The sequence below is a fragment of the Geminicoccus sp. genome (assembly GCF_035556675.1).
Taxonomy (GTDB): Bacteria; Pseudomonadota; Alphaproteobacteria; order Geminicoccales; family Geminicoccaceae; genus Geminicoccus.
The window spans coordinates 18321-39086 of sequence record NZ_DATMFZ010000105.1; the positions used below are offsets into that span (position 1 = coordinate 18321).

The 20766-nt window shown below is 69.1% G+C and carries 16 protein-coding genes; 10 read left to right on the forward strand and 6 right to left on the reverse strand.

The window, feature by feature from the left end:
- Positions 1-62 precede the first annotated feature (62 nt).
- From VNS22_RS08295 to VNS22_RS08335, 9 genes are all read left to right on the forward strand, one after another.
- Positions 63-2387 carry a xanthine dehydrogenase family protein molybdopterin-binding subunit gene (locus VNS22_RS08295; RefSeq protein ID WP_325731446.1) on the forward strand — a complete coding sequence of 775 codons (2325 nt, stop codon included), beginning with the start codon at positions 63-65 and terminating at the stop codon, positions 2385-2387.
- A 120-nt stretch (positions 2388-2507) separates the two neighbouring features.
- The gene (locus VNS22_RS08300) at positions 2508-4142 is read left to right on the forward strand and encodes a molybdopterin-binding/glycosyltransferase family 2 protein (RefSeq protein ID WP_325731448.1); all 1635 of its coding nucleotides are present in this window, start codon (positions 2508-2510) and stop codon (positions 4140-4142) included.
- On the forward strand, positions 4139-5344 hold the full coding sequence (locus tag VNS22_RS08305; protein ID WP_325731450.1) for an aminotransferase class V-fold PLP-dependent enzyme: 1206 nt from the start codon (positions 4139-4141) through the stop codon (positions 5342-5344). Before VNS22_RS08300 ends, VNS22_RS08305 begins: the two co-directional genes overlap by 4 nt.
- Positions 5341-5754 carry an iron-sulfur cluster assembly scaffold protein gene (locus tag VNS22_RS08310; RefSeq protein WP_325731452.1) on the forward strand — a complete coding sequence of 138 codons (414 nt, stop codon included), beginning with the start codon at positions 5341-5343 and terminating at the stop codon, positions 5752-5754. Before VNS22_RS08305 ends, VNS22_RS08310 begins: the two co-directional genes overlap by 4 nt.
- A 143-nt stretch (positions 5755-5897) precedes the next feature.
- Positions 5898-8648: a cation-transporting P-type ATPase gene (locus VNS22_RS08315; RefSeq protein ID WP_325731454.1), complete on the forward strand. Its 2751-nt coding sequence runs from the start codon at positions 5898-5900 to the stop codon at positions 8646-8648.
- Between the two features lie 24 nt (positions 8649-8672).
- Positions 8673-9527, forward strand: coding sequence for a universal stress protein (locus VNS22_RS08320; RefSeq protein ID WP_325731456.1), 855 nt, complete (start codon positions 8673-8675; stop codon positions 9525-9527).
- 77 nt (positions 9528-9604) lie between these two features.
- The gene (locus VNS22_RS08325) at positions 9605-11203 is read left to right on the forward strand and encodes a helicase HerA-like domain-containing protein (protein WP_349261745.1); all 1599 of its coding nucleotides are present in this window, start codon (positions 9605-9607) and stop codon (positions 11201-11203) included.
- A gap of 228 nt (positions 11204-11431) precedes the next feature.
- Positions 11432-12706, forward strand: coding sequence for an MFS transporter (locus tag VNS22_RS08330; protein ID WP_325731460.1), 1275 nt, complete (start codon positions 11432-11434; stop codon positions 12704-12706).
- 4 nt (positions 12707-12710) lie between these two features.
- On the forward strand, positions 12711-13946 hold the full coding sequence (locus VNS22_RS08335; protein WP_325731462.1) for an MFS transporter: 1236 nt from the start codon (positions 12711-12713) through the stop codon (positions 13944-13946).
- Between the two features lie 374 nt (positions 13947-14320).
- Here VNS22_RS08335 and VNS22_RS08340 read toward each other — a convergent pair whose 3' ends face one another.
- The gene (locus VNS22_RS08340; protein WP_325731464.1) at positions 14321-14836 is read right to left on the reverse strand and encodes an adenine phosphoribosyltransferase; all 516 of its coding nucleotides are present in this window, start codon (positions 14834-14836) and stop codon (positions 14321-14323) included.
- Here VNS22_RS08340 and VNS22_RS08345 point away from each other — a divergent pair.
- Positions 14835-15317 carry a DUF192 domain-containing protein gene (locus VNS22_RS08345; RefSeq protein ID WP_325731465.1) on the forward strand — a complete coding sequence of 161 codons (483 nt, stop codon included), beginning with the start codon at positions 14835-14837 and terminating at the stop codon, positions 15315-15317. The genes VNS22_RS08340 and VNS22_RS08345 overlap by 2 nt on opposite strands.
- Positions 15318-15367: 50 nt before the next feature.
- On the opposite strand, the gene VNS22_RS08350 is transcribed toward VNS22_RS08345, so the two are convergent.
- The 5 genes from VNS22_RS08350 to gltX all read right to left on the reverse strand — a co-directional run bounded on the left by VNS22_RS08350 (position 15368) and on the right by gltX (position 20720).
- A complete protein-coding gene (locus VNS22_RS08350) occupies positions 15368-16060 on the reverse strand; it encodes an HAD family hydrolase (protein ID WP_325731467.1) in 693 nt (230 codons plus the stop codon).
- 42 nt (positions 16061-16102) lie between these two features.
- Entirely contained in the window at positions 16103-16366 is a 264-nt protein-coding gene (locus tag VNS22_RS08355; protein ID WP_325731468.1) for a hypothetical protein, read from the reverse strand.
- A gap of 147 nt (positions 16367-16513) precedes the next feature.
- Entirely contained in the window at positions 16514-17716 is a 1203-nt protein-coding gene (locus VNS22_RS08360; RefSeq protein ID WP_325731470.1) for a pyridoxal phosphate-dependent aminotransferase, read from the reverse strand.
- A gap of 125 nt (positions 17717-17841) precedes the next feature.
- The gene (locus tag VNS22_RS08365) at positions 17842-19146 is read right to left on the reverse strand and encodes a citrate synthase (protein ID WP_325731472.1); all 1305 of its coding nucleotides are present in this window, start codon (positions 19144-19146) and stop codon (positions 17842-17844) included.
- 146 nt (positions 19147-19292) lie between these two features.
- Complete coding sequence (gene gltX / locus VNS22_RS08370; RefSeq protein ID WP_325731474.1) at positions 19293-20720, reverse strand: glutamate--tRNA ligase; 1428 nt, start codon at positions 20718-20720, stop codon at positions 19293-19295.
- Between the last annotated feature and the right edge of the window lie 46 nt (positions 20721-20766).

Genomic DNA, 20766 nt, shown 5'->3' on the forward strand with positions numbered 1-20766 from the left:
AGAATCGAGCGCAAAGCCTGGGTATGTCGGGCGCAGCGCCGCCGCAGGCAGGGGAAAAAGGCATGGCTAAATTCGGCTTCGGACAGTCGGTCAAGCGCGTGGAGGATGCGCGCCTGGTCAAGGGCGAAGGGCGCTACACCGTCGACGTCAGCGTGCCGGGCCAGGCAGTGGGCTTCGTCCTGCGCTCGCCGGTCGCTCATGCGACCATCACCTCCATCGACACGTCGGCCGCCGAGGCGGCTCCGGGCGTGCTCTGCGTGGTGACGGGCAAGGAGCTGGCCGCCGCGGACGCCAACAACCTGCCCTGCCTGGTCCCGCTCAAGAACCATGACGGCACCGACCGGACCGATCCCGGCCGGCAGATCCTGGCGGTGAACAAGGTCCGCCATGTCGGCGACCACGTGGCCTTCGTCGTCGCGGAGACCATGGAGCAGGCCAAGGATGCGGCCGACCTGATCACGGTCGACTACGACACCCATCCGGCCGTGGCGGACATGCTGAAGGCGATCGAGCCCGGCGCGCCCCTGGTGCACGACAGCACCAGCTCGAACCTGTGCTTCGACTGGGTGCACGGCGATGCCGGCGCCACCGACCAGGCCTTCGCCTCGGCCGCGAAGACCGTGAAGATCGACCTGATCAACAACAAGGTCGTCGCGAACTCCATGGAGCCGCGGGCCTGCGTCGCCGAGTGGGATGCCGCCGAAGGCAAGCTCACCATGCATGCCGGCACCCAGGGCGGCTGGATGTTCCAGGACATGCTGGCCGAGCAGGTCCTCAAGCTGCCCAAGGACAAGGTCCGGGTGATCACGCCGGACGTCGGCGGCGGCTTCGGCATGAAGGCGTTCTTCTATCCCGAGTACGCCATGGCGGCCTGGGCGGCGCGCAAGACCGGGCGCCCGGTGGCCTGGACCGCCGAGCGGACCGAGGGCTTCCTGTCCGACGTGATGGGCCGCGACCACATCACCACGGCCGAGCTCGCCTTCGACGCAAACAACAAGATCCTGGCGCTGCGCGTCATGGTCCATGCCGGCATGGGCGCGTATCTGTCGATGTTCGCGCCGTTCATCCCGACCTATGCGGCGCTCAAGGTCCTGCCCGGCGTCTACGACATCAAGACGCTGACCTACCGGGTGAAGGGCATCTTCACCCACACCACCCCGGTCGACGCCTATCGTGGCGCCGGCCGTCCGGAATCGATCTACTGCATCGAGCGCCTGATGGACGCTGCCGCGCGCGAGCTCGGGGTCGACCCGATCGAGCTGCGCAAGCAGAACTACATCAAGCCGGAGCAGATGCCCTACACGACCCCGGCCGGCGAGACCTACGACACCGGCGAGTTCGCCAAGGTCACCGACCTGGCGCTCGCCAAGCACGGCTATGAGAGCTTCGCCAGCCGCAAGGCGCAGAGCGAGGCCAAGGGCCTGCTGCGCGGCATCGGGCTCGCCTATTACATCGAATCGACGATGGGCAATCCCGAGGAAGCGGCGGCGATCAAGTTCGTCGACGACGGCACGGTCGAGGTCTGGGTCGGCACCCAGACCAACGGCCAGGGCCACGAGACCGCCTATGCCCAGGTCTTCGCCGACGCGCTCGGCATCGACATGGACAAGATCCGGGTCAAGCAGGGCGACACCGACGTGGTGAAGTTCGGCGGCGGCACCGGCGGCTCGCGCTCGCTGACCGCCCAGGGTGTGGCCATCCGTGCCGGTGCCCGCGAGGTCATCCGCAAGGGCATCGAGGCCGCGGCCCAGCAGTTCGAGACGGCCGCCGCCGACATCGCCTACGAGGACGGCGTCTTCAAGGTGAAGGGCACCGACAAGCAGGTCGACGTCTTCACCCTGGCCCGGACCGTGAAGGCCCAGCCCGGCAGCATCGACGGCCTGAACGCCGACGTGAAGATCAAGCTGGACGCCTGGACCTTCCCGAACGGCTGCCACATCGCCGAGGTCGAGGTCGACCCGGACACCGGCGTCACCAAGGTCGACCGCTACACGGTGGTCGACGATTTCGGCAAGGTGCTGAACCCGATGCTGGTGGCGGGCCAGGTCCATGGCGGCGTGGCCCAGGGCATCGGCCAGGCGCTCTACGAGCAGGTCGTCTATGACGACACCGCGCAGCTGATCTCCGGCTCGTTCATGGACTACACCATGCCGCGCGCCGACAACCTGCCGAGCTTCGACACCGACACCTACGAGGTTCTGTGCAAGAACAACGAGATGGGCGTGAAGGGCTGCGGTGAGGCCGGTTCGGTCGGTGCCTGCGGGGCGGTGATGAACGCGCTGCTGGATGCGCTGCGGCCGCTGGGTGTCGACCGGGTCGACATGCCGGCCACGCCGGAAAAGGTGTGGCAGTACATCCAGGCCGCACAGGTCGCCAAGGCCGCCTGAGCCGGATCCGGCTCTAGCGCCAAGGCACGGAACTCGACGGGGCGGGATCGGCGACGGTCCCGCCCCTCGTGATTCCTGGACCGGATCGCTATATCTGACGGGAAACGACGGACGGTAGCGATGTTCTTCGGCAGCATGGCGGTGAAGGACGCCCTAGGCGCCACCCTGGCCCATGGCGTGAAGTTTGGCCGGAGCGGCTTCAAGAAGGGCCGCACCCTGGACGCGGCCGACCTGGCGCTCCTGGAGGAGGCGGGGATCGAGCGGGTGAGCGCCGTCCGGTTCGAGCCGGGCGATGTCGAGGAGGACGCCGCCGCCCATAGCCTGGCCAAGGCGGTGGCCGGCCCGGGCCTGCGGGTGGCCGAGCCGTTCACCGGCCGCAGCAACCTGTTCGCCGAAGAGGACGGCATCCTGGTGCTCGACCTGGAGCGCCTCCAGGCGCTCAACCAGGTCGATCCCGACCTCACGGTCGCCACCCTGCCCCCGTTCGCCCGGGTTGCCGCCAAGGACATGGTCGCGACCGTCAAGATCATCCCGTTCGCCACGCGGGAGGACGTGCTGGCGCGCGGCCTGGCGGTGACCGAAGGCGGGCCGCTGCTGCGCCTTGCCCCCTTCGTCGGCCTGCGGGTACGGCTGGTCCAGTCGACCACCTCGGCGACCTCGGACAAGCTCCTGGACAAGACGGTGGAGGTGACCCGGCAGCGCCTGGAGGCGGTGGGCGCCACGCTGCTGGGCGAGCGCCGCTGTCCGCACACTACCGAAGGCATCGCGGCGGCGGTGACGGCCAGCCTCGCCGAGGGTGGCGACATGGTCCTGATCGCCGGGGCCTCCGCGGTCACCGACCGGCGCGACGTGCTGCCGGCCGGCATCGAGGCTGCGGGCGGCACGGTCGAGCATGTCGGCATGCCGGTCGATCCCGGCAATCTCCTGGTGTTCGGCCGCCACGGCGACATCCCGGTCATCGGCCTGCCCGGCTGCGCCCGCTCGATCAAGCTGAACGGATTCGACTGGGTGCTGGAGCGGCTGGCGGCAGGGTTGCGGGTGACGCCGCGGGACATCATGGCGATGGGGGTCGGCGGCCTGCTTTCCGAGATCCCGACCCGGCCACAGCCGCGCGGCGGCGCCAAGCCGGGCGAGCAGGCCGGCGCCACGATGCGCCTGCCGCGGATCACCGCCCTGGTCCTGGCCGCGGGCCGCTCGTCGCGGATGCGCGGGGCGAACAAGCTGCTGACCCCGATCGACGGCAAGCCGCTGGTCGCTCACGTGGTCGACGCGGCGCTCCAGTCGTCCTGCGACCGGGTGGTGGTGGTCACCGGCCACATGCAGGCCGAGCTGGCCGAGGCCCTGGCTGGCCGACCCCTCACCCTGACCCACAACCCCGACTTCGCCGACGGGCTCGCCTCCTCGCTCAAAGCCGGGCTGGCGGCGGTGCCGGCCGAAGCGGACGGGGTGCTGGTGCTGCTGGGCGACATGCCGGACATCGACCGACGGCTGATCGACCGGATGATCGCCGCCTTCAGCCCGGCCGACCGCCGCTCGATCGTGGTGCCGGTGGCGAACGGCAGGCGCGGCAACCCGGTGCTCTGGTCGAGCGCTTTCTTCGGCGAGATGCGCGAGCTGGCAGGCGATGCCGGTGCCCGCGCGCTCATCGACCGGCACGAGGACCAGGTGGCGGAGATCGCCGTCGAGCATCGTGGGCCACTGGTCGATCTCGACACGCCCGAGGCGCTCGCCGCCTATCTGGAGAACCGCACGTGAACCCGATCCGCCAGGATTTTCCGGCCTTCGATCAGCTGGATCGGCCGCTGCACTTTTTGGACAACGCCGCGACCAGCCAGATCTGCCGGCCGGCCCTCGACGCGCTGATCCGGTTCGAGACGGCAGACCGGTCGAACGTCAAGCGCGGCGTCTATGCCCGTGCCGAGCGCGCCTCGATGGCGTTCGACGATGCGCGCAAGGCCGCCATGGAGTTCCTGAACGCGTCTTTGCCTGAGGAGGTCGTGTTCACCTCGGGCGCCACGCTCGGGCTGAACACGGCGGCGCACATCCTCCAGGACCGGCTCCAGCCCGGCGACGTGATCCTGGTGAGCCTGCTGGAGCACCACAGCAACCTGGTGCCCTGGCAGCTCGCCGCCGAGCGGCGCGGCGCCAGCCTGCGGGCGATCCCGGTGACCGATGGCGGGAGGCTCGACCTGGAACGGCTGGACGAGCTGGCCGACCGGGTGAAGATCGTGGCGGTGACCCATGCGTCCAACGTGACCGGGGCGATCACCGATGTCGCCCGGCTGCGCTCGTTCTGCGACGCCACCGGCGCGCTGCTGGTGCTGGACGGCGCCCAGCGTGCCGCGCACGGGCCGATCGACGTGCAGGCGCTCGGCTGCGACCTCTACGCCTTCTCCGGCCACAAATGCTTCGGCCCGACCGGGATCGGCGTGCTCTGGGGCCGCTACGACCTGCTGGATGCCGCACCGCCCTTTCTGGGCGGTGGCGAGATGATCCGCCGGGTGAACCTGGAGCGCTCGACCTTCGCGCCCCCGCCGCACCGCTACGAGGCCGGCACTCCGCCGATCGGCGGTGCCATCGCGCTGGGCGCCGCGCTGGACTGGTCGATGGCGCAGGACTGGGACCGGCTGGGCACACAGGAGCGCGAGCTCGCCGTCAGGATGCTGGACGGGCTGGCAGCGCTGCCGGGCTGCCGCATCTATGGCGACACCGGCACCCAGCAGCGCATCGGCGTGGTCTCGTTCGAGCTGGAGGACGTGCATGCCCATGACGTCTGCCAGCTCCTGGACAGCGACCACGGCGTGATGCTGCGCGGCGGCCACCATTGCGCGCAGCCTTTGATGGAGCGGTTCGACACGGTCGCCACCGTGCGCGCCTCGCTCGCCCCCTACAACGACAGCGCGGATGTCGACGCGCTGCTGAACGGCCTGGAAGCCGTACGCCGGAAGCTGGCATGAACGACGCTCTCTACGACCAGGCGATCATCGCCGAAGCGCGATCCAAGACCGGTGCCGGCCGGCTGGAAGCCCCCACCGTCACCGCCGAGTGCGACAACCCCCTGTGCGGCGACCGCATCACCGTGGATCTGGCGGTACAGGACGGGGCCATCAGCGACCTCGCGCACAAGACCCGCGGCTGCCTGCTCACCCAAGCCTCCGCCTCCCTGCTGGCGCGCTACGCCAAGGGCGGAGACGTGGCGGCGGCAGGCGAGCTGCGCGCGGCGATCGAGGCGTTCCTCAAGGGGCAGGAGGACGAGCGGTTCGCCATCCTCACCCCGGTGCGCAACGCCAAGAGCCGCTGGGACTGCGTCACCCTGCCGTTCCAGGCGCTGGCGGACGCCCTGGCCGACCTGGAGAAACGGGGCTGACCCGCGGCATCGCCGGGCTTCCCTGATCCCGAGGCTGGACGGACGGCGCTGACCCGGGACACTTGATCGCGATCAATGCCCGGCGGGAAAAGCTTGGGCATTTCCGGGCAGCGGACCGCGATCAACCAGGGACAGAGGACGCGATGGCGACGGCCCTCGATGCAGGCAAGCGGCAACTCGCTCGGGAGCCGGCCGAGACACCCTGGCATGCGCTGGCCGTCGACGACGTCCTGAAGCGGCTCGACACCGATTGGCACGGCCTGCCGAGCGACGAGGCGCGGCGGCGCCTGGAGCGGCACGGCCCGAACAGCCTGCCACAAGCGCCGGGGCGCCACCCGGTCCTGCGCTTCCTCGCCCAGTTCCACAGCGCGCTGATCTATTTCCTCCTGGCGGCGGCGGTCGGCGCCTGGGTGCTCGGCCATCACGTCGACGCGGTCGTGATCCTCCTGGTCGTCACCATCAACGCGATCGTCGGCTTCGTGCAGGAAGGCAAGGCCGAGGAGGCGCTGGCCGCGATCCGCCAGATGATCTCGCCCCAGGCCAACGTGCTGCGCGATGGCCAGCGGGTGGCGGTGGCGGTGGCCGAGCTGGTCCCGGGCGACATCGTGCTGCTGGAGGCGGGCGACCGGGTCCCGGCCGACCTGCGCCTGCTGAAGGTCCACGGTCTGCTGATCCAGGAGGCGGCGCTCACCGGGGAATCGGTGGCGGCCGAGAAGGACGGCCGGCCGGCCGCGGCCGACGCGGCGCTGGGCGATCGCCACGGCATGGCGTTCTCCGGCACGCTGGTGGTGGCAGGTCGGGCAAGCGGCTTGGTGGTCGCGACCGGTAGCGGCACCGAGATCGGCCGGATCAGCCGGCTGATCAGCTCGGTGCAGGAACTGACCACGCCACTCCTGCGCCAGATCAACCGCTTCGGCGAGCGCTTCACCCTGTTCGTGTTCGTCGGCGCGGTGCTGCTGTTCACCTTCGCGATCCTGGTCCGGGGCCATGACTGGAGCGATTCGCTCCTGGCGGTGGTCGCGGTCGCGGTCGGCGTGGTGCCGGAGGGCCTGCCGGCGGTGATCACCATCACGCTGGCGGTGGGCGTGCGGCGCATGGCGGCGCGCAAGGCGGTGGTCCGCCGCCTGCCGGCGGTGGAGACGCTGGGCGCCACCTCGGTGATCTGCTCGGACAAGACCGGCACGCTGACCCGCAACGAGATGACTGCGCGCCGGATCGTCACCGGCGGCCACCGGATCCAGGTGGAAGGCTCCGGCTATCAGCCTGAGGGCGCGCTGGAGGCGCTGGGTGTCGATGACGATGCGGCAGCGCTGGCCGCGGCCGTTCCACTGATCAGCTGCGCCCTGCTCTGCAACGACGCGGAACTCCGCCAGGACGGGACGGGCTGGAGCGTGAACGGCGACCCGATGGAGGGCGCGCTCGTGGCGCTCGCCATGAAGGCCGGCCTCGATCCCCGGCATGCCCGCGCCGAATGGCCGAGGCTCGACGAGATCCCGTTCGACGCCCAGCATCGCTTCATGGCCAGCCTGCACCGCCGCCCGGGCGGCGGGACCACCCTGTTCGTCAAGGGCGCGCCCGAGCGGGTCCTGGAGATGAGCCGGGCCGAGCTGGGTCCGGACGGACGTCCCCGGCCGGTCGACCAGGCGTTCTGGGCCGAGGCCATTGCGGCTACCGCGCGGGACGGCGAGCGGATCCTGGGCTTCGCCATGGCCGAACTGCCGGATGGCCAGGAGCAGTTGGCCTTCGCCGACCTGGAGCGGGCGCCACTCATCTTCCTCGGCATCGTCGGCTTCATCGATCCGCCGCGCGACGAGGCGATGGATGCCATCGCCGAGTGCCGCTCGGCAGGCATCAGGGTCAAAATGATCACCGGCGACCATGCTGCCACCGCCGGGGCGATCGCCCGCCAGCTCGGCATGAGCGAGGACCCCGAGGTCGTCACCGGCGCGGAGCTGGACCGTATGGACGAGCCGGCGCTGGACCAGGCGGCCAAGCGTGCCACCGTGTTCGCCCGCACCAGCCCCGAGCACAAGCTCCGGATCGTGCAGGCTCTGCAACGGCAGGGTGCCGTGGTGGCGATGACCGGCGACGGGGTCAACGACGCGCCGTCGCTCAAGCAGGCTGATGTCGGCGTCGCCATGGGCCACAAGGGCACCGAGGCCGCCAAGGAGGCGGCCGAGATGGTGCTGCTCGACGACAATTTCGCCTCGATCGTGGCCGCGGTCCACGAGGGCCGCACCGTCTACGACAATATCCGCAAGGTGATCTCCTGGACCCTGCCGACCAATGGCGGCGAGGTGATCGCGGTGATCGCGGCGATCCTGTTCGGCTTCGTCATGCCGATGACCGCCACCCAGATCCTGTGGATCAACCTGATCCTGACCGTGACGCTGGGCCTGGTGCTGGCGTTCGAGCCTTCCGAGGACGGCGTGATGGCACGCCCGCCGCGCCGGCCCGACGCCCCGCTGCTCTCGCCCTTCCTGCTCTGGCGGGTGGTGTTCGTCTCGGCCCTGTTCACGATCGCCGTGCTGGCCGTGTTCTTCTATGTGCTCGGCCGGGGCGACGACGTGGCGACCGCCCGGACCATGGTGGTGAACACGCTGGTCGTGCTGGAGATCTTCTACCTGTTCAACGTGCGCTACCTGCACATGACCTCGATCACCTGGAAGGGTGCGATGGGTACGCCCTTCGTGCTGGCGGCGGTCGCCGCGGTGGTGGTGGCGCAGTTCGCCTTCACCTATCTGCCGTTCATGAACAGGATCTTCGACAGCCGCCCCCTGTCCTTTTCCGACGGCATGCTCACCGTGGTCATCGGAATCACGATGCTCATGGTACTGGAAGCGGAGAAGGCCCTTTTCCAGCGCTTCGGCATCTTCCAGACCTCGCGCAACTGATCATCGCCCTTCGGGAGGACCGACATGACCACCGCCCCGCCAAAGCCGACCATCCTGCTCGCCTCCGACCTGTCGCCCCGGTCAGACCGGGCGACCGACCGCGCCATCGCCCTGGCGCAGGCCTGGGGGACGCGGCTCGTGGCGGTCCATGCCCTGCCGCCAGAGAGCAAGGTCCTGCCGCTCGGCACGGGCTCGCCCCATCCCGAGGTGACCGCCCGCCGCCGGCTAGCCGCCGAGTTCGCGGTGCTGGGCGACCAGGCCGTGCTCGTGGTGGCGGAGGGCAAGCCGGCCGAGGTGGTGGCCCGCTATGCCAAGGAGCAGGACTGCGAGCTGATCGTCACTGGCGTGGCGCGCGAGGAAACGATCGGCCGGATGTTCCTGGGCGATACGGTGGACGACATCCTGCGCAGGTCGGCCGCGCCGGTCCTGGTGGTGAAGAACCGCATGCGCGGCGACTACCGCACGCTGGTGTTCGCCACCGACTTCTCCGACACGTCGAAGCTGGCGCTCGACACCGCCCTCACCCTGTTCCCGCCGGAGCGCCTCGTCCTGTTCCACGGCTATTCCACGCCGCTGGCCGGGATCACCGGTGATCCGGCCAGCTACCGGCGCCAGTATGGCGACGGCGTGGTCCGCAAGGACTGCGAGGCGTTCGTGGCGAAGCTGGACCTGCCCGAGCGCCTGCGCAACGGCCTGGAGATGGTGCTGCAGGACGGCTTCCCCGGCCAGCTCCTGGCCGAATATGTCGAGACCCATCCGGCCGACCTCGTGGTCGTGGGTGCGCGCGGCCAGAGCCCGCTCCGGGAGATCGTGCTCGGCAGCACCGCCAAGGAGATCCTGGCGACGGTGTGCTGCGACACGCTGGTGGTGCGGCGCTGACCTTCCCGCCGCCGGAGCCTCTTGGACCGGCGGCAAACCATCCGCTAGGCTTTGCCCGCGTCACAGGGCGGGGAGGCATGATGAGTGGGTCCGACATCCTGATCGGCAAGGCCGGAACCCTCGACCAGCACCTCCTGCTCCGCCAGGCCAACCGGCACGGCTTGGTCGCCGGTGCCACCGGCACCGGCAAGACGGTGACGCTGCAGCGGCTCGCGGAGAGCTTCGCCAAGGCCGGGGTGCCGGTGTTCGCGGCCGACGTGAAGGGTGATCTCTCCGGCATCGCCAGACCCGGCGCCACCGACAGCAAGCTCGCCGAACGTGCCCGGGAACTGGCCATTCCGGACTGGGTGCCGGCGGGCGTGCCCACTGTGTTCTGGGACGTGTTCGGCGAGCAGGGCCATCCGGTGCGCACCACCGTGGCCGAGATGGGCCCACTCCTGCTCGCCCGGCTGCTCGAGTTGAACGACGTCCAGGAGGGCATCCTCAACATCGTCTTCCGCATCGCCGACGAGGAGAAGCTGCTGTTGCTCGACCTCGCCGACCTGCGCGCCATGCTGAACGAGGTGGCCGAGCGGGCGGACGAGCTGCGCGCCACCTATGGCAATGTCAGCAAGGCCTCGGTGGGCGCCGTGCAGCGGGCACTATTGGTGCTGGAGCAGCAGGGCGGCGACCGGTTCTTCGGCGAGCCGGCCCTGGCGCTGGCCGACCTGATGCGCACCACACCGGACGGGATTGGCCAGGTGAGCCTGCTGGCAGCCGACCGGCTGCTGCACAGCCCCAGGCTCTACTCGACCCTCCTGCTCTGGCTGATGTCCGAGCTGTTTGAGGAGCTGCCCGAGGCCGGCGACCTGGACAAGCCCAAGCTCGTGTTCTTCTTCGACGAGGCGCATCTCCTGTTCGATGGCGCGCCCAGGGTGCTGCTCGACAAGATCGAGCAGGTGGTCCGGCTGATTCGCTCCAAGGGGGTGGGCGTCTATTTCGTCACGCAGAACCCGGCCGACGTGCCCGACCAGGTGCTGGGCCAGCTCGGCAACCGGGTGCAGCACGCGCTGCGCGCCTTCACCCCGCGCGATCAGAAGGCGGTGCGGACCGCGGCCGAGACCTTCCGGGCCAATCCGGCCTTCGACACGGCCGCGGCGATCACCGAGCTCGGCATCGGCGAAGCGCTGGTCTCGACGCTCGATGCCAAGGGTGTGCCGGGCGAAGTGCAGCGCACCCTGGTGGCCCCGCCCTGCAGCCGGGTCGGCCCGCTCACGGCCGAGGAGCGCAAGGCGGAGCTGGCGGCGAGCCCGCTGGCCGGCCGCTATGATCAGGCGGTCGACCGGGAGTCCGCGGCGGAGCTCCTGGCGGCGCGGGCCGGCAAGGCCACCGCACCTGCCGCGGCCGCGGCCGGTACGGTCGACCCCGAGCTTGCGGCCAGGCTCGACGCGGCGCTCGGCCGTACCGGCACGCGGCCTGCCGGCGGTACCCGCTATCCGCCGCCCGAGCCTGCACCAGAGCCGGCCAACCGGCGGCAGGGTGGCAGCCGCCGGGCGCCGCCGGCCTCCATGGCCGAGCAGATCGCCACCACGGCAGTGAAGAACATGGCCTCGTCCATGGCCCGCTCGCTGGGCTCCCGGGTGGGCAGCGCCATCGTTCGCGGCGTGCTGGGCTCGCTGCTGAAGGGTGGGCGCTGAGCGCTGCGATTGTCTCGGCACAATTTGCGCGTGACTGCCGTCTTACTGTCGGGTGCGGCGCTGGCGGCACGCTCGACCTGACAAGAGTGGTGGACATCCGGGCAGGACGGGATCAGTTTGCCTGTCCTGCGCGATCCAGGATTCCGGCCGTGAATGATCACCTGACCGGCTTCCAGGACACGCCCTCGCCCGGCCTGACGGGCACCGACCTTCTGGGTGACGTACTCCATGGCTTCCGGCCCCACGGCCTCCGGCACGCTCAGCGCCGAGTCCCTGAGCGCTCCGGTCACCGCCCCCGACCGGTCGGGCGGTGACATCGCGATCGCGATCCTGATCTCCGCCAGCGTCTGCCATCTGCTGAACGACATGATGCAGTCGATGCTGGCGTCGATCTATCCGCTCATCAAGGACGACTTCCACCTCGACTTCGTCCAGATCGGCATCATCACGCTGGCCTTCCAGCTCACCGCCTCGCTGCTCCAGCCGTTCGTCGGCATGTGGACCGACAAGCATCCGATGCCGTTCTCGCTCCCGGTCGGCATGGGCTTCACCCTGGTGGGCTTGGTCCTGCTGGCGTTCGCGAGCGGCTTTACCAGCGTGCTGATCGCAGCGGCGATGATCGGCGTCGGCTCGTCCGTGTTCCATCCCGAAGCCTCGCGCGTGGCGCGCCTGGCGTCCGGCGGCCGTCATGGCCTGGCCCAGTCGCTGTTCCAGGTGGGCGGCAATTTCGGCACCGCGGTCGGCCCGCTGCTCGCTGCCTTCATCGTGGTGCCCTATGGGCGGCAGAACGTCCTGTTCTTCATCCTGGCCGCCGTGATCGGCATCGCGATCCTGTCCTACATGGGCAACTGGTACAATCGCCACCTGATCGCCAGGCGCGCCAAGAGCGTGGCCAAGGCGCTGGTCTCGCCGGTGCCCAGGCGGATGGTGCAGATCTCGCTCGCCATCCTGATCCTGCTGACGTTCTCCAAGAACTTCTACATGGCGAGCTTTTCCAGCTACTACACTTTCTACCTGATGGACCGCTTCGACCTGTCGATCCAGTCGGCGCAGGTCCATCTGTTCCTGTTCCTGGGTGCCGCCGCTGCCGGCACGATCCTGGGCGGGCCGATCGGCGACGCGATCGGGCGCAAGCTGGTGATCTGGATCTCGATCCTGGGCGTGGTGCCGTTCACCCTGGCCCTGCCCTACGCCAACCTGTTCTGGACCGACGTGTTCGCCATCCTGACCGGGCTGATCATGGCCTCGGCCTTCCCGGCGATCGTGGTGTATGCCCAGGAATTGCTGCCGGGCAAGGTCGGCATGGTGGCCGGCCTGTTCTTCGGCTTCGCCTTCGGCATGGGCGGGCTGGGTGCCGCCTTGCTCGGCTGGCTGGCCGATCACACCAGCATCGCCTTCGTCTACCAGGTCTGCTCCTTCCTGCCGCTGATCGGCATCCTGACCTGGTTCCTGCCAAACCTGGAGACGTCCCGGATGCGCCAGCGCGCCGCTGCGCGCGGCTGAGCGGGTGGCCGCGTCCGAGCGCCCGGGCCGGGGGGAACGCTGGTTCCTCACCGGTCTCGGCATCGGCCAGATCTGCGCCTACGGCTCGCTCTATTACGGCTTCCCGCTGATCGCCGAGGCGATGGCGGCCGATCTCGGCCTGGGCAAGCCGGAAATCTATGTCGGCGCAGCGCTGGGCCTGATCGTGGCGGCGCTGGCCGCCTGGCCGGTGGGGGTGCTGATCGATCGCGGCCATGGCCGGGCCGTGATGAGCGGAGGTGCCGTGCTCGGCAGCCTCCTGCTGCTGCTCTGGTCGCAGGTCCATTCCCTGCTGCCCTACTACCTGATCCTGGCCGCGCTCGGTCTGGTCCAGGCCGCCGTGTTCTACGAGCCGGTGTTCGCCGTGGCGGCACGCCGGTTCGGCCCGGAGGGTGCCAGGCGCGGCGTCACCGCGCTCACCATGTGGGGCGGCTTCTCCAGTACGGTGTTCCTGCCGATCATCCAGTTCCTGCTGGACCAGCAGGGCTGGCGGGCCACGCTGGTGGTGCTGGGCGCCATCAACCTGCTGGTCACCGCCAGCCTGAACTTCCTGGTGATCGACCGGCGCAAGGACCGGCTGGAACCGCCCGGCGCCGCCGGACGCCCGGCCCCGGCCAGGCCCGGCACGAGCGAGATCCTGCGCATGCCGGTGTTCTGGGCGCTGGCCCTGGCGTTCACCGCGCAGTCGGCGGCGATCTCCGCCTTTCTGTTCCACCTCTACCCCCTCCTGCTGGAGCGGGGCTTCCAGGCGCATGACGTCGTGCTGGCGATGATGGTGATCGGGCCGGCCCAGGTGGGCGCCCGCATGCTGCTCTGGCTGTTCGCACCGGGGATCCGGGTCAGCCGGCTGGGCATCGTGACCACGCTGGCCTTCCCGCTCTCCTTCCTGGCGCTGACCCTGGCACCGCCCGGCCTCCTCACGATCGTGCTGATCACCATCGTCTACGGCACGGCCAACGGGATCATGACCATCGTGCGCGGCATCGCGGTACCGGAGATGGTGACCCGGCAAGGCTATGGCGCGGTCAACGGGCTGATGGCGATCCCGGCCACCGTCACGCGCGCGGCGGCACCGGTGGGTGCCGCCATGCTCTGGGCGGCGACCGGCAGCTATGATGCGGTGCTGTGGGCGATCACGGCCGCCACCGTGGTGCTGGCGGCGGCCTTTGCCCTGGCAGTGCTGGTGGCGAACCGGCCGGCCCGCCGGATGATCGTCGCCTGAACCCTACGGGCAGGCCTTGGCCCCGGCGGCATGACGGGCGCCGCCGGTGCAGCGCAGCCCGACCAGATCCGGCATGTCCGCGGCACGCTAGACCCGGATCAGCAGGTAGGCCGTGCCGTCCAGCCGATTGCGCGCCAGAACCACGTCGAGGTCCAGCCCATAGTGGACGGCGTCGTAGCCGTCGTTGCCGAAGGTGGAGAAGAACGGGTCGATCGCCCTGGCGGTCCCGCGGCCAACGCCATCATCTTGCCCAGGACCATCGCACCGCCGCCGCCGAATCCATTCCGGCAGATTACGACGGATTTCCTCAGTACGACGATTGATTTTGGCGCAAGGCGGCGTCGGCGTGGCCAGGCGCAGCGGCTGCCGGCTTCTCAGCCGGGATAGGTCAGCACCGTCTCCACCGGCACGCTCAGCCGGTCGCGCCCGCCCAGCCCGTCGAGCTCGATCAGGCAGATGGCCGCGACCGGCTCGGCACCGATCTTGCGCAGCAGCTGGATCGAGGCCTCGGCAGTGCCGCCGGTGGCGATCAGGTCGTCGATCAGGACGGCCCGGGCCCCCTTGGGGATCAGGTCCTCGACGATCTGCACGGTGTCGCTGCCATATTCCAGGTCATAGTCGTGGCTGACCACGGCGCCAGGCAGCTTGCCCACTTTACGGACCATGACGAAGCCGCGATCCATATGCAGCGCCAAGGGTGCCGCGAAGATGAACCCCCGGCTCTCGATGCCGACCAGGACATCGGGCCGGTACTTCTCCGCCAGCCCGGCCATCTGCGTCACTGCGGCGCGGTAGGCCAAGTGGTTCGCGAGCAGGGTCGAGATGTCATAGAAGAGGATGCCGGGCTTGGGAAAATCGGGAACGGTGCGGATGTGGTCGGAAATGTTCATGGGCGGGCTCGCAGTGCTGGCGGCGCGCATGGTTGCCAGAGCCGGCTGCAAGGGTAAAGCCGCGGTGGCGCTGCTGCTCGTGCTGCTGGCGCCGGCAGCCGGTCTCGCCATGGAGACCCGTGAGCTCGCTGTCGAGACCCGGCAGGGACCGCTCACCTATTTCATCGAGGTGGCGCGCACGCCCTCCGAGCGCAGCCAGGGGCTGATGTATCGCGAGGAACTGGCCCGCGACCACGGCATGCTGTTCGATTTCGGCCAGCCGCAGCATGTTTCGTTCTGGATGAAGAACACCCCATTGCCGCTCGACCTGCTGTTCGCCGATGCAGAGGGCGTCATCGTGCGCATCCACGCGCAAGCCGAGCCGTTCTCGGAGACCCTGATCCCATCCGGGCAGCCGGTGCGCTACGTGCTGGAAATCATTGGCGGCTCGGCCGCCGAGCGCGGCATCCGCACCGGGGACCGCCTGACGCTCGGCAACTAGGGCCCGCTTGCGCCGATCGTCGCGGCGACCACCGGCGCGCCGGCTGCCCGCTAGGCACGCACGCCCAGCTCGTCGAGATGGGCCATCAGCATGGCCGGGTCGTCATAGACCCGGTACGCGCCGGCCCGCTCCAGCTCGTCCACGCCATAGCCGCCGGAGAGCAGGCCCACGCCCAGGGTCCGAGCGCGGCGCGCGGCCAGCATGTCCCACACGCTGTCGCCTACCACGTAGACGTTGGCGGCAGGCACGCCCAGCCGCTCGATCGCGGCCAGGAACAGGTCGGGATCGGGCTTGGCGTGGGGCACCTGGTCGCGGGTCACCACCGGTACGTCGGGCGGGATGGCCAGGCGCTCCAGCACCGGGCCCGCCGTTTCCAGGTGCCCGCTGGTGGCGATCGCCCAGGGGCAGCCGATCTCGGTCAGGTAGGCCAGGAGCTGCGTCGTGCCCGGCAGCGGGCGCACGTCGCCGGCGAGCCGCCGGTACGCTGCGGCATGCCGCGCCTGCAGCTGCTGGAGCACCGTGGCGTCCAGGTCCCGCCCGGTCTCACGCAGCAATGCCCGCGTGAACAGGCCGCCGCTCATGCCGATCCGGCGATGGATGCGCCAGATCGACAGCTCGATGCCGCTCTCCAGCAGCGCATGGTGCCATGCCAGGACATGCTGGTAGACGCTATCGACGAGCGTGCCGTCGAGGTCGAACACCAGGGCAACAGGGCGAGATGCGCTGTTCGAGTCGCCGGTCATCCAGGTAGCCCCTCGCTGGCCCGGCCGGCGCGGATCCGAGGCTCAGGCCGGAACCGTCACCATGCCTGCGTCACTGCTCTCCGGCGCCTCGCCCGGCATGGCGTTCAGCCGCGCCCGCAGCATCACGCGGAAGCTGTCCTGCAGCTGGCCGGTACGGCAGAACTCTTCGAACTCGTGCTCGGCATCCAGAATCGACCCGTAGTAACGCTGCATCAGCGCCTCGGGTTCCATGCCTAGCCGCCTGACCGCCAGGGCCAGCAGCTCCGTGTCGGACATGAACGGGTTCATCTGGAGGTCCCCCCTCATTCGTTTGTGACAGTCCGGAGGCGTTTTCCGGAATGGACCTGCCTAGAACCCGTGCAAGGCGGCGTCCAGGGTGAATGCAAATTAGGCGTAATCCGGTGCCCGGCAAAACGCTGCGTGATGCATTCGCCCCCTGGAAGGCCGGGACGATCAGGACAGTGCCGCGCAGGCCTTCTGGATCCGCGCGCAGGCATCCTCCAGGACGGAGGTCGCGGTCGCGTAGGAGATCCGGAAGTAGGGGTCCAGGCCGAACGCGCTGCCATGGACCACGGCCACGCCGACACCTTCCAGGAGGTAGCGGGCGAAATCCTCGCTCGACCCGATCACCTGGCCGTCCGGGGTCTTCTTGCCGATCACGCCCTGGCAGGACGGATAGACATAGAAGGCACCCTCGGGCTTGTGGCAGGACAGGCCCTGGGCCTCGTTCAGCCGCGCCACCACCAGGTCGCGCCGCTGCCGGTAGACCTCGTTGCGCTCCGGCAGGAAGGACAGGTCGCCCTCCAGCGCCGCCACCGCCGCCGCCTGGCTGATCGAGCTGGGGTTCGACGTGCTCTGCGACTGGATGGTGCCCATCGCCTTGATCAGGTCCTTCGGCCCGCCGGCATAGCCGATTCGCCAGCCGGTCATGGCGAAGGCCTTGGACACGCCGTTGCAGGTGAGCGTGCGCTCCATCAGGCGCGGCTCGACCTCAGCCGGAGTCGCGAAGGTGAAGCCGTCATAGACCAAGTGCTCGTACATGTCGTCGGTCATGACGTAGACCTGGGGGTGCTTCAGCAGCACCTCGGTCAACGCCTTGAGCTCGGCGGCGGTATAGGCGCTGCCGGTGGGGTTGCTCGGCGAGTTCAGCACCAGCCACTTGGTCTTGGGCGTGATCGCCCGGTCCAGGTCCTCGGCCTGAAGCTTGAAGCCGTGCTGCTCCAGGCAGGGCACGAACACCGGGGTGCCGCCGGCCAGCAGCACCATGTCGGGATAGCTCACCCAGTAGGGCGCCGGGATGACCACCTCGTCGCCCGGGTTCAGCGTCGCCATGAAGGCGTTGTAGAGCACCTGCTTGCCGCCGGTGCCGACCGTGATCTGCTCGGGCGCGTAGGTCAGGCCGTTCTCGCGGGCGAACTTGGCGACGATCGCCTTCTTCAGGCGCGGCGTCCCGTCCACGGCGGTGTACTTGGTCTGGCCCTGGTTGATCGCCTCGATCGCCGCGGCCTTGATGTGGTCCGGCGTGTCGAAGTCCGGCTCGCCGGCCGCCAGCCCGATCACGTCCCGGCCCTTGGCCTGGAGCTCGCGGGCGAGGTTGGTGATCGCGATGGTCGGCGAGGGCTTGATCCGGCCCAGCGCCGCGGAGATGAGAGCCATGGAAAGCTACCCGAGCATGATCGAGACGGTTTGCGGCCTGCATCTAGCAGGCAAATCCCGTACTTCCCACCCCTGCCGCCGCACGGTCCCGAAGGATTCGTGCAGCGGCAAGACGACCGGGCCGTTCAGCCACGCCGGTCGAGCGGAACGAACGAGCGGCGGTCGTAGCCCGCATAGAGCTGACGCGGCCGGCCGATCTTCTGCTCGGGGTCCTGGATCATCTCGTCCCATTGCGCGACCCAGCCCACCGTGCGGGCCAGGGCGAAGATCGCGGTGAACATCTTCGACGGGATGCCTAGCGCTTCCAGGATGATGCCCGAATAGAAGTCGACGTTCGGGAACAGCTTGCGCTTGACGAAGTAATCGTCGGAGAGCGCGATCTTCTCCAGTTCGCGCGCGATCGCCAGCAGCGGGTTGTCGGCCTTGCCGAGCTGCGCCAGGACCTGGTCCGCACTTTCCTTCAGCACCTGGGCGCGCGGGTCGTAGTTCTTGTAGACCCGGTGGCCGAAGCCCATCAGGCGGAAGCCGCTGTCCTTGTCCTTGGCCTTCTCGATGAACTCGGGAATGCGCGCAGGATCGCTGATCTCGCGCAGCATGGTGAGCACCGCCTCGTTCGCACCGCCATGGGCGGGACCCCACAGGGCCGCGATGCCCGCCGCGATCGCCGCATAGGGACTGGCGCCGGTCGAACCCACTAGGCGGACCGTCGAGGTCGAGGCGTTCTGCTCGTGGTCGGCATGGAGGATGAAGATCCGGTCCAGCGCCTTGGCGTGGATCGGGTCGACCTCGTAGCGCTCGCACGGCACCGAGAACATCATGTGCAGGAAGTTCTCGGCGTAGGAAAGGTCGTTGCGCGGGTAAACGAACGGCTGGCCGATCGTGTACTTGTAGGCCATCGCCGCGATGGTCGGCAGCTTGGCGATCAGCCGGTGCGTCGCGATCATCCGGTGGTGCGGATCGTCGGAGTTCAGGTCCTCGTAGTAGAAGGCCGAGAGCGCCCCCACTACGCCGATCATCACCGCCATCGGATGGCTGTCGCGGCGAAAGCCGCGGAACAGGAAGTGGATCTGCTCGTGCAGCATCGTGTGATAGGTGATGTCGCGCACGAACAGGGCCTTCTGCGCGGCGGTCGGCAGCTCGCCGTTCAGGAGGAGGTAGCAGACTTCCAGATAGTCGCTCTTGGTCGCCAGTTCCTCGATCGAGTAGCCGCGATGGAGCAGCACGCCCTCGTCGCCGTCGATATAGGTGATCTTCGAGGTGGTGCTGGCGGTCGACGTGTAGCCGGGATCATAGGTGAACATCCCGGTCTGGGCGTAGAGCTTGCGGATGTCGATGACATTGGGCCCAAGCACGCCGCCCAGCACGGGGAGCTCGGCGGTCTTGCCATCAGGTGTGGTCAAGGTCGCCGACTTGCCGGTTGAAGCTGTCATCGAGCTCTCCTCGTTGTTCCTTGCATTATCGAAACGCCAGTCTTCATCCGGTCAGCCGGAGATTGGCACGGAATGTCCTTGGCCGGCATCTGCCTGCGGCTCATCGATGCGTGCAGGAAACGCAGCATCGATGCGCCGGTTGCGCGCTACCGCCTGGGGTTCTTCTCCGGATTGCGGCCGGCCGCGGCGTCCTCCAGCCGGGCCTTCACCTCGTCCCTGCCCAGCACCACCATGACCTCGAATAACCCGGGCGACACCGTAGAACCAGTCAGGGCCACACGCAGCGGCTGCGCCAGCTTGCCGAACCCCAGCCCGATCTCCGTGGCATAGGCCCGGCACTCGGCTTCCAGCGTCGCCTCGTCGAACGGCTCCACCGCCGTCAGCCGGGCCGCCACCGCGCCCAGCCGCTCACGCGCCGCCGGGTCGAGCAGCTTGGCGGCATCGCTGGCGATCCGGATCGGGCGCGGCTCCACGTAGAAGGCCGCCGCCTCGGCCAGCTCGACCAGCGTGCGGCAGCGCGCCTTGAGCCCGCCCATCCCCGCCTGGAGCCGCGCAGCGCCGGCCTCGTCCAGCGTGAAGCCGGCCTCGGCCAGGATCGGGCGGATCAGCCCGATCAGCTCCTCGTCGGAGCACGCCCGCAGCCAGTGGGCGTTGAGCGAGGTCAGCTTCTGCATGTCGAAGCGGGACGGCGACCGGCCGACCTGCGCCATGTCGAACCAGCGGATCGCGTCCTCGGTCGAGATCACGTCGGCATCGCCGTGCGACCAGCCCAGGCGCATCAGGTAGTTGCGCATCGCTTCCGGCAGCATGCCCATGTCGCGATAGGCCTCAATGCCCAGCGCGCCGTGCCGCTTGCTGAGCTTGGCCCCGTCCGGCCCGTGGATCAGCGGGATGTGGCCGAAGACCGGCGGCTCCACGCCCATCGCCCGATAGAGCTGCACCTGGCGGAAGGTGTTGGTCAGATGGTCGTCGCCGCGGATCACATGGGTGATGCCCATGTCGGCATCGTCCACCACCACGGACAGCATGTAGGTGGGCGTGCCGTCGCCGCGCAGCAGGACCATGTCGTCGAGCTGGACGTTCGCCACGGTGACCTCGCCCTGGACCATGTCCTGGACGGTGGTCTCGCCGGTCTGGGGCATCTTCAGCCGGATCACCGGGTCGACGCCAGCCGGGGCCAGGGACGGGTCGCGGTCGCGCCAGGTCCCGTCATAGCGGGGCTGACGGCCTTCCGCGCGCGCCTTGGCACGCATCGCCTCCAGCTCCTCCGGCGTGGACCAGCAGCGATAGGCCTTGCCCTCGGCCAGCAGCCGGTGCGCGATCTCGGCATGGCGGCCGGCCCGCGCGAACTGGAAGACCGGCTCCTCGTCCCAGTCCAGGCCCAGCCATTCCAGGCCCTGGAAGATCTTCTGGATCGCGTCCTCGGTGCTGCGCGCGCGGTCGGTGTCCTCGATGCGCAGCAGGAACTTGCCACCCTTGGACCGGGCGAACAGCCAGTTGAACAGGGCCGTACGCGCCCCGCCGATATGCAGATAGCCCGTCGGCGAGGGCGCGAACCGGACGATTACACTCATTAGTTGATATCCTGTCCGACCCGAATTAACCTTAAGTTGATGCGAC